This is a genomic window from Pauljensenia hongkongensis (assembly GCF_001746855.1).
Taxonomy (GTDB): Bacteria; Actinomycetota; Actinomycetes; order Actinomycetales; family Actinomycetaceae; genus Pauljensenia; species Pauljensenia hongkongensis.
Genome location: NZ_CP017298.1, coordinates 989,591 through 992,285, shown reverse-complemented (window position 1 = coordinate 992,285; position 2,695 = coordinate 989,591). Strand labels below are relative to the sequence as shown.

3 protein-coding genes are annotated in these 2,695 nt (G+C 69.2%); all 3 read left to right on the top strand.

Features of this window, described 5'->3' with window-relative positions; translation table 11 throughout:
• Positions 1-44: 44 nt before the first annotated feature.
• The 3 genes from BH719_RS04135 (at position 45) to deoC (ending at position 2,579) form a co-directional block, all read left to right on the top strand.
• On the top strand, positions 45-1,037 hold the full coding sequence (locus tag BH719_RS04135; protein ID WP_034255590.1) for a sugar-binding transcriptional regulator: 993 nt from the start codon (positions 45-47) through the stop codon (positions 1,035-1,037).
• Positions 1,038-1,169: 132 nt separating this feature from the next.
• Positions 1,170-1,877 (top strand): purine-nucleoside phosphorylase, encoded by a 708-nt coding sequence (gene deoD, locus BH719_RS04130; RefSeq protein WP_009743500.1) that lies wholly within the window; start codon positions 1,170-1,172, stop codon positions 1,875-1,877.
• A gap of 48 nt (positions 1,878-1,925) precedes the next feature.
• Complete coding sequence (deoC, locus tag BH719_RS04125; protein ID WP_009743499.1) at positions 1,926-2,579, top strand: deoxyribose-phosphate aldolase; 654 nt, start codon at positions 1,926-1,928, stop codon at positions 2,577-2,579.
• The last annotated feature ends 116 nt before the right edge of the window (positions 2,580-2,695 follow it).

Sequence of the window (2,695 nt, the reverse complement as noted above, 5' to 3'; positions counted from 1 at the left end):
GGCAGGAGGCGGGCGGACAGCGCCCGGGGAAGCGGGGGAGCGCGGTGGATAAGAGGGACGAGCAGGCGGTCACCGCCGTCAAGCTCTACTTCGAGCGCGGTTTGAGCCAGGCGGAGGTGGCCACCGCGATGGGGCTGTCGCGCCCCACCGTGGCCAAACTCCTCCAGCGCGGCAAGGAGGCCGGGTTCGTGACCATCGCGATCCACGACCCCCGCGAGACCTCGTCGGAGCTGGCGCGCCGTTTGGAGGAGCGCTTCGGGCTGGCCGAGGCCCGCGTCGTCCACATGGACGTGCCGGGCGGGACCGATCTGCTCGACGAACTCGGGCGCGCCGGGGCGGATCTGGTCGTCGAACTGGTGCACGACGGGATGAGCGTCGGCATCTCCTGGGGGCGGACCATGAGCGCCGTGGCCTCCCACCTGCGCCACACCGCGCGCAGTGATGTCACGGTCGTCCAGCTCAAAGGGGGCAGCTCCTACTCCGAGCTCGCCACGAACGACTTCGAGATCATGCGCGCCTTCTGCGACGCCCTGAACGCGACGGCCATGTACCTGCCGCTCCCCGCGATCTTCCAGGACGTCAGGACGCTGAGCGTCGTCAAACGGGATCCCCATATCGCCAGGATCCTCCAGGCCGGCAGGAGGACGGACGCCGTGGTCTTCACCGTGGGCTCCGTCGGGCGCCAGAGCCTGATCCTCAACCTGGGGCACCTCAACGACCAGGAGGTCGAGGAGCTGGTGGAGCGCTCCGCGGGCGACGCCTGCTCCCGTTTCTACACCAGGGAGGGCGCGTGCGCGGTCCCCGCGATCGACAAGAGGACGGCGGGCATCTCCTTGGAGGATCTCGCCTCGCGCCCGATCCGGATCCTGGTGGCGGGCGGCCAGCACAAGGCCGTCGCGCTGGGCACGGCCCTGCGGATGGGCCTGGCGAGCCACCTCGTCACGGACCAGAGGCTCGCCACGGCCCTGCTGGAGGAGGCCAGTGAGGGGGCTGGCCGGGATCCGGGAGCGGGCCCGGGGGCCGACGGCGGTGTGTGATCCGTCCCCACGCGGAACATTTGTCAACCCACGATCTAACATTTCGCTATTTCCTGGGGTAGTATCCAGTAATGGGGCGACGACGCCCCTCAGTCACATGCAGAGTCCGACCCGCTCAGGAGTGGAGCACAGATGAAGTCGACAGCCCACATCGATCCGCAGGCCCCCATCGCACCGACCGTGCTCATGCCGGGGGATCCCCTGCGCGCGAAGTTCATCGCCGAGAACTACCTCGAGGACGCGGAGCAGTTCAACTCTGTCCGCAACATGCTCGGTTTCACGGGCACCTACCAGGGGACCCCCGTTTCGGTCATGGGATCGGGCATGGGGATCCCCTCGATCTCCCTGTACGCCTGGGAGCTCATCCACGTCTTCGACTGCAAGCGGCTCATCCGCGTCGGCACGTGCGGCGCCCTCCAGGAGGGCATCAACCTCTACGACGTCGTCATCGCCCAGGCCGCCTGCTCCAACTCGGCGTTCATGGACCAGTACAACCTGCCCGGCACCTACGCCCCCATCGGCTCCTACCGCCTCATCGAGGCGGTCCGCGAGCTCGCCAAGAGCAAGGGCGTCACCTCGCACGTGGGCAACATCCTGTCCTCGGACACCTTCTACAACGCCGACCCGACCTTCAACGACCGCTGGAAGAAGATGGGCATCATGGCCATCGAGATGGAGACCGCGGGCCTGTACGCCACGGCCGCCGAGGCCGGCGTCGAGGCGCTCGGCATCTTCACCGTCTCCGACTCCATCGTCACCGGCGCGGTGACCACCCCCGCCGAGCGCCAGACCGCCTTCACCCAGATGATGGAGCTCTCGCTCTCGCTCGCGGGGATCTGAGGAAGGCCCCCGCCCCCTCGCCCGAACGGATCCGAAAAGGATGGATGTATGAAGAGAACTGACGTGGCGCGCATGATCGACCACACGATCCTCAAACCCGAGGCGACCTCGGCCGACGTCGCCAGAATCGTGGCCGAGGGCGCCGAGCTGGGCACCTACTCGGTGTGCGTCTCCCCCTCGATGCTCCCCCTGAGCGCGCCCCCGGGGCTCAAGGTCGCCTGCGTCGTCGGATTCCCCTCCGGCGCCGTCAAACCGGAGGTCAAAGCCTTCGAGGCCGCGCGCGCAGTCGCGGACGGGGCCGACGAGGTCGACATGGTCATCAACATCGCGCTCGTCAAAGAGGGCAGGGCGGACGAGTTGGAGGCCGAGATCCGGGCGGTCCGCGAAGCGGTCCCCGCTCCGGGGATCCTCAAGGCCATCATCGAGTCCGCCGCCCTCACCGACGAGGAGATCGTCATGGCGTGCGGCGCGGCCGCGCGCGCCGGCGCGGACTTCGTGAAGACCTCCACCGGCTTCCACCCCGCCGGCGGGGCCAGCGCCCACGCTGTAGCGCTCATGCGCGCCACCGTCGGGGACGCCCTGGGCGTCAAGGCCTCGGGGGGAATCCGCGACGCGGCGACCGCGCTCGCGATGATCGAGGCGGGCGCCTCCCGCCTCGGCGTTTCAGCGACCGTCGCCATACTGGCGGGGCTCGACGACTGAAGGAGGAACAATGGAACTGCTAGACCGCGCCCAGCAGTGGGCCGACCACGATCCCGACGGGCGGACTGCCGCCGCCCTGTCCGCCTCCGTCGCCGCCGCGCGCGGCGGGGACGCCG

What these genes read in the sequence shown, in the direction of transcription:
- deoD (WP_009743500.1), top strand. Translation starts at nt 1,170, where the DNA reads ATGAAGTCGACAGCCCACATCGATCCGCAGGCCCCCATCGCACCGACC.
- deoC (WP_009743499.1), top strand. Translation starts at nt 1,926, where the DNA reads ATGAAGAGAACTGACGTGGCGCGCATGATCGACCACACGATCCTCAAA.